Source organism: Cytobacillus firmus (assembly GCF_023715565.1).
GTDB classification, from domain to species: Bacteria; Bacillota; Bacilli; order Bacillales; family Cytobacillaceae; genus Cytobacillus; species Cytobacillus firmus_C.
Genome location: NZ_JAMBOJ010000010.1, coordinates 91,431 through 97,504, shown reverse-complemented (window position 1 = coordinate 97,504; position 6,074 = coordinate 91,431). Strand labels below are relative to the sequence as shown.

The 6,074-nt window shown below is 40.9% G+C and carries 7 protein-coding genes; all 7 read left to right on the top strand.

Annotated elements, in window-relative coordinates; genetic code table 11:
- The first annotated feature begins 8 nt into the window (after nt 1-8).
- A complete protein-coding gene (locus M3205_RS25885) occupies nt 9-92 on the top strand; it encodes an IS3 family transposase (RefSeq protein WP_224936932.1) in 84 nt (27 codons plus the stop codon).
- A gap of 285 nt (nt 93-377) precedes the next feature.
- Nucleotides 378-1,511: an endolytic transglycosylase MltG gene (gene mltG, locus M3205_RS05920; protein WP_251169058.1), complete on the top strand. Its 1,134-nt coding sequence runs from the start codon at nt 378-380 to the stop codon at nt 1,509-1,511.
- Between the two features lie 269 nt (nt 1,512-1,780).
- A complete protein-coding gene (locus M3205_RS05915; RefSeq protein WP_251169065.1) occupies nt 1,781-2,416 on the top strand; it encodes an O-methyltransferase in 636 nt (211 codons plus the stop codon).
- A gap of 5 nt (nt 2,417-2,421) precedes the next feature.
- On the top strand, nt 2,422-3,351 hold the full coding sequence (locus M3205_RS05910) for a peptidase U32 family protein (protein ID WP_251169057.1): 930 nt from the start codon (nt 2,422-2,424) through the stop codon (nt 3,349-3,351).
- 35 nt (nt 3,352-3,386) lie between these two features.
- Nucleotides 3,387-4,655 (top strand): peptidase U32 family protein, encoded by a 1,269-nt coding sequence (locus M3205_RS05905; RefSeq protein ID WP_251169056.1) that lies wholly within the window; start codon nt 3,387-3,389, stop codon nt 4,653-4,655.
- 3 nt (nt 4,656-4,658) lie between these two features.
- Nucleotides 4,659-5,294: a uridine kinase gene (gene udk, locus M3205_RS05900; RefSeq protein WP_251169055.1), complete on the top strand. Its 636-nt coding sequence runs from the start codon at nt 4,659-4,661 to the stop codon at nt 5,292-5,294.
- A 251-nt stretch (nt 5,295-5,545) separates the two neighbouring features.
- A complete protein-coding gene (gene greA, locus M3205_RS05895; RefSeq protein WP_095245918.1) occupies nt 5,546-6,022 on the top strand; it encodes a transcription elongation factor GreA in 477 nt (158 codons plus the stop codon).
- The last annotated feature ends 52 nt before the right edge of the window (nt 6,023-6,074 follow it).

Sequence of the window (6,074 nt, the reverse complement as noted above, 5' to 3'; positions counted from 1 at the left end):
AGGATTACATTTACCATTACAATTACAAACGCAGACAAAAGAAACTAAAGAAACGCGCGCCGATAGAATATCGACACGCGCTCACTGCTTAGCTTTTTATGTTGTCTACTTGACAGGGACAAGACCACCCGGGCCAGTTTTTTATTTGTTTCTTTTTTCGGCCGGAGCTGAATAAGCTAAAGTGCAAATCGTGGAAAAAAATGGCGGATCCTTTTGGTTTTTGTAATATCCTGCGACTTACAAAAGAAAATATAGTATAATAAGCCCGTGATGTCTCAGAAATAATAAGAAAATACGAGTTCTTAGGCCAGTTGGCAATAAAACATGCTAGTTAATTTCCAAGGAAGCCAACGTCTTTTTTAACGGGGGGATATGTGATGTCGGCAGACGATCAAAAAGGGAAAAAAGAAATAATACGGGAAAAAATGATTGAGCGCCAAGGCGAAGCAAAAGTAGTACGTAAAATTGTACTGATAGTTGCAATTATATTATTAATCTCAGCTGCTGCAGTGCTCGGCGGCGGATATTTTTATATTAATTCAGCATTAAAGCCTGTTGATCCCGATAATAATAAGCCGAAAAAAGTCGAGATACCAATCGGGTCATCTGTGACGGGAATCGGCACTGTGCTTGAAGAAAATGGAATTATCAGGGATGCACGTGTATTTAAATATTATGTGAAGTTTAAAAATGAAGCTGGATTCATGGCAGGAGAATATGAATTGAAGCCTTCCATGAATATGAAGGAGATCCTTGATAGCTTGAAAACAGGTAAGGTAATGGAAGAAGTAGCTTTCAAGATCACCATTCCTGAGGGAAAACAGCTTGAGCAGATAGCGGGAATCATTGCAGAAAAAACTGAAAAAAAACCTGAAGATGTTTTGAAAAAACTTAATGAAGAAGCTTTTATTAAATCTTTAATGGCAGAATATCCTGATTTGCTTACAAAGGAAATCCTGGGTGAGAATATTAAATATCCTCTTGAGGGATACTTATTCCCGGCAACCTATCCTTTTTACAAAGAAGATCCGACTATAGAAGAAATTGTCAAAGTTATGCTTGATAAAACGGAATCAGTTATGGAAAAGTATAGCGGTGATATGGAGAAGCAGGAATACACTCCGCACAAATTATTGACAATGGCATCGCTCATAGAGGAAGAAGCAACTGCGAAAGTAGACCGTGATCAGATTGCGAGTGTTTTCTACAACCGGATTGACACAGGGATGCCACTCCAGACAGATCCAACGGTCCTGTATGCACATGGTGAACATAAATCAAGAGTCCTATATAAAGACTTAGAGATCGACTCACCATACAACACATATAAGTACCCTGGACTGACGCCCGGGCCAATTTCAAATGCAGGTGTTTCTTCAATTGAAGCAGCATTGGTGCCTGCAGAAACAGATTACCTTTACTTCCTTGCTACATCATCAGGAGAAGTTCTTTTCTCCAGGACGCTGGATGAGCATAATCAGAAAAAGGCGCAGCATATCTCAAATAATTAAATTGGTAAAGGGGAATGTGCAGATATAGCATTCCCCATTTACTTATGGTAAAATAGATCAGGTGTTTTATATAAGCTTCGCGATAGCGTGAATCACGGACAAGCATGGATACAGGCTCATCTAGCCGGAATGCAGCACAGCGCATTTTTACATCCTATCTGTGAACGCTATTTTTTCATGTCTAAATAAAAAAGCGGCTGAGATCTGAGTTTCTCTTAAATCCGCAGATTGACAATAAAATTCCATCCGATTGAGGTGATGCTAGCTTGATGAACAATAAGCTGCATGCATATATAGAGGAAATAATACCTGGTAGACCCCAGTTACTGGACAAAATGGAGCAGTACGCCAAAGAGCACAATGTTCCAATTATGGAGCTGGCAGGAATCGAAGCGATGCTTCAGCTTTTGCGTATTCAAAAACCGAAAAGGATACTCGAAGTAGGCACGGCAATCGGCTATTCAGCACTCAGAATGGCCTTCACAGTTCCTGAATCGAAAGTTGTTACGATTGAACGCGATGCGGACCGATACGAGCTTGCTGAAAAGTATATAGAAGAAGCCGGGAAAAAGGAGCAAATCTTCATCATTAAGGGAGATGCCCTGGAAGTCGAAGAAGACGTTGAAAAGCACGGACCTTATGATGCTATATTTATTGATGCTGCAAAAGGCCAATATCAGCGGTTCTTTGAAATCTATTCACGATTTCTCACAAATGGCGGCGTAATTATTACAGACAATGTCCTTTTCAAAGGCCTTGTTTGTGAATCAAATATAGAAAATAAACGTATCCGGAATATGGTTAGAAAAATTGATGTATTTAATAAATGGTTAATGAGTCATCCTGAATATCATACAGTTATTTTACCTGTTGGGGATGGCATGGCAATTAGTAAAAAGAGGTGATTATAATGAAAAAACCTGAACTGTTGGTAACGCCAACAAGTGTTGAAGATATAGGGCTCCTTGTGTCTGCAGGTGCCGATGCCTTTGTTGTGGGAGAACAGCGATATGGACTGAGACTTGCAGGGGAATTCACAAGGGAAGATGTGAAAGAAGCGGTTGAACTTGCACACAAGCATGGAAAAAAAGTGTATGTGGCGATGAATGCTTTATTTCATAATGATAAAGTGCCTGAACTTGAAGGTTATATCAGTTTCCTGAAACAAATAAAAGCTGATGCAATTATATTTGGAGACCCTGCTGTATTAATGGCCGCCCGCTCTGCTGCGCCGGACATGAAACTCCATTGGAATACAGAAACTACTGCCACAAACTGGTATACATGCAACTATTGGGGCAGAAAAGGTGCAAAACGTGCAGTCTTGGCAAGAGAGATTAATATGGATGCCATCATTGAAATAAAAAAGAATGCCGAGGTGGAAATTGAGGTGCAGGTTCATGGTATGACTGCCATGTTCCAATCAAAGCGCTCCTTGCTGGGCAATTATTATGAATACCAGGGGAAAGCACTGGAAGTGGAAAACCGCAAACAGGAAAAAAATATGTTCCTTCACGACAAGGAACGGGAAAATAAATACCCGATTTTTGAAGATGAAAATGGCACTCATATCATGAGTCCTAATGACATCTGCATTATAGATGAACTGCAGGAAATGATTGAAGCAGGCATTGATTCATTTAAAATAGACGGGATATTAAAAACTCCTGAGTATATTGCTGAAGTGACTAAACTTTATAGAAAAGCTATTGATCTATGTGTCGAAGATCCGGACCAATACGATGAAATAAAAGATGGTCTTCTCACTGAAGTTGAAGAAATTCAGCCGGCGAATCGTCCGCTTGATACCGGATTCTTCTTTAAGGAAACTGTCTACTAATTTGACTATATGAAAATGAAAGAGGAGGAAGCTCTATGGCAGCGGTAAAAGAAAAAATTTCCGAAATTGTCAACGGCAAACGGGTCATTGTAAAAAAACCTGAATTGCTTGCTCCGGCTGGGAACCTTGAAAAGCTGAAGATTGCCGTTCACTATGGTGCCGACGCTGTGTTTATCGGCGGACAGGAATATGGCCTTCGTTCAAACGCAGGCAACTTCACTTTTGAAGAAATGAAAGAAGGCGTCGAATTCGCCAAAAAATACGGAGCGAAGATTTATGTTACAACCAATATTTTTGCTCATAACGAGAATATTGATGGTCTTGAGGATTATTTGCTGGGCCTTAAAGAAGCAGGAGTTGCAGGAATCATTGTAGCTGATCCGCTGATCATTGAAACCTGCCGTCGTGTCGCGCCTGAGATAGAAGTTCATTTAAGCACACAGCAATCCCTCTCCAATTGGAAGGCAGTCGAGTTCTGGAAGGAAGAAGGATTGGAGCGTGTGGTCCTTGCGCGTGAAACAAGTGCGGAGGAAATCAAAGAAATGAAGGAGAAGGTTGATATTGAAATTGAAACCTTCATTCATGGGGCGATGTGTATTGCCTACTCCGGGCGCTGCACACTCAGCAACCATATGACAGCACGTGATTCCAACAGGGGTGGCTGCTGCCAGTCCTGCCGCTGGGATTATGATTTATATCAGCTTGAAGGAGAGAATGAAGTTCCTTTATACAGCGAAGGAGATGCTCCATTTGCAATGAGTCCTAAAGATCTTAAGCTGATTGAATCAATTCCGCGTATGATCGAATTGGGAATTGACAGTTTAAAAATTGAAGGACGCATGAAATCCATCCATTACATTGCAACAGTAGTAAGCGTGTACCGCAAAGTGATTGATGCCTATTGTGCAGATCCGGACAACTTCCAGATTAAGCAGGAATGGCTTGAAGAGCTTGATAAATGTGCCAACCGCGAAACGGCGACAGCCTTTTTTGAAGGGGTTCCCGGGTATAAAGAGCAAATGTTTGGAAATCATAGCAAAAAGACGAATATCGACTTCGTCGGGCTTGTGCTGGATTACAATCCGGAAACACAAATTGTTACCCTGCAGCAGAGAAACAAATTTATGCCCGGAGAGGAAGTAGAATTCTTCGGCCCTGAAATTGAAAACTTTACACAAGTCATCGATAAAATATGGGATGAAAAAGGCAATGAGCTTGATGCTGCGCGCCATCCGCTTCAAATTGTTCAATTTAAAGTTGATAAGCCGGTATACCCTGACAACATGATGCGAAAGGAGCTCTAATCAATGAAACGCAAACCCGTTGTAATTGGGGTGGCCGGCGGTTCCGGCTCAGGAAAAACGAGTGTAACTAAAGCGATTTATGACCGATTCAAAGGGCACTCAATCCTTATGATCGAACAGGATTATTATTATAAGGATCAGACTCATCTGCCTTTTGAAGAGAGGTTGAAAACGAATTATGACCATCCGCTTGCATTTGATAACGACCTGCTTATTGAACATATTGAAAGTCTGCTGAGATATGAGCCGATAAGAAAGCCTGTGTATGATTATGCCGTGCATACAAGGTCTGAAGAAGTAATTGAAGTCGAACCCAAGGATGTCATCATCCTAGAAGGCATTCTGATTCTTGAGGATGAGAGGCTCCGTAATCTAATGGACATGAAATTATATGTAGATACGGATGCCGACCTGCGGATCATCCGCCGCTTATTCAGGGATATAAAAGAGCGGGGACGCACCATGGATTCAGTCATTGAACAATATGTAAATGTTGTACGGCCAATGCATAATCAATTTATTGAGCCGACGAAAAGATATGCTGACATCATTATTCCCGAAGGCGGGCATAATTACGTTGCGATCGATTTAATGGTCACAAAAATTCAAACAATTCTTGAACAAAAGTCATTTTTATGAAACAATAGCATTGAAAATGTTCTATAGGATTTATCCTTTTACCGAGTGGCTTTTTAAGATCTATTGCTTGTCCCGGTTCAATATAACCGTCAGCTAAATCTTCCAGAGCCGGTCAATATAAAAAGATGATCTGCGCGCCCTTTAACAAAGGACGCGCTCCTGTTCATTTTCCTGAAAATATGATAAAAAGAAGTACATACATTATAGAACACATCCTTTTACAGGAAGTGTAATTCGAAGGAGTGAAGGTTTTGGCTACAGAAAAAGTTTTCCCAATGACACAGGCAGGTAAAGAAAAACTTGAGCAAGAACTGGATTATTTAAAATCGGTTAAGCGCAAAGAAGTGGTTGAACGTATAAAAATCGCAAGAAGTTTCGGAGATCTTTCCGAGAACTCAGAATATGATTCAGCAAAAGAAGAGCAGGCTTTTGTTGAAGGACGGATTACCACTCTTGAAAATATGATCCGCAATGCTAAGATCATTCAAGAAGAAGAAATGGCCGGAGATATTGTTGGACTTGGCCGTTCCGTTACGTTCGTAGAGCTTCCGGATGGTGACGAGGAAACTTACACTATTGTAGGAAGTGCAGAGGCGGATCCTTTTGAAGGAAAAATCTCTAATGATTCTCCAATCGCCAAGAGCCTTATGGGCCGTACAGTTGGAGACGAAGTTACCGTTCAGACTCCTGGAGGAGAAATGAACGTACGCATTGTTTCCATTAAATAAGAATAGCTGGTTTGAAATCAGAAAACCTCGTCAAGACTTTTGACGAGGTGTT

What these genes read in the sequence shown, in the direction of transcription:
- M3205_RS05915 (WP_251169065.1), top strand. Translation starts at nt 1,781, where the DNA reads ATGAACAATAAGCTGCATGCATATATAGAGGAAATAATACCTGGTAGA.
- udk (WP_251169055.1), top strand. Translation starts at nt 4,659, where the DNA reads ATGAAACGCAAACCCGTTGTAATTGGGGTGGCCGGCGGTTCCGGCTCA.
- M3205_RS05905 (WP_251169056.1), top strand. Translation starts at nt 3,387, where the DNA reads ATGGCAGCGGTAAAAGAAAAAATTTCCGAAATTGTCAACGGCAAACGG.
- M3205_RS05910 (WP_251169057.1), top strand. Translation starts at nt 2,422, where the DNA reads ATGAAAAAACCTGAACTGTTGGTAACGCCAACAAGTGTTGAAGATATA.
- mltG (WP_251169058.1), top strand. Translation starts at nt 378, where the DNA reads ATGTCGGCAGACGATCAAAAAGGGAAAAAAGAAATAATACGGGAAAAA.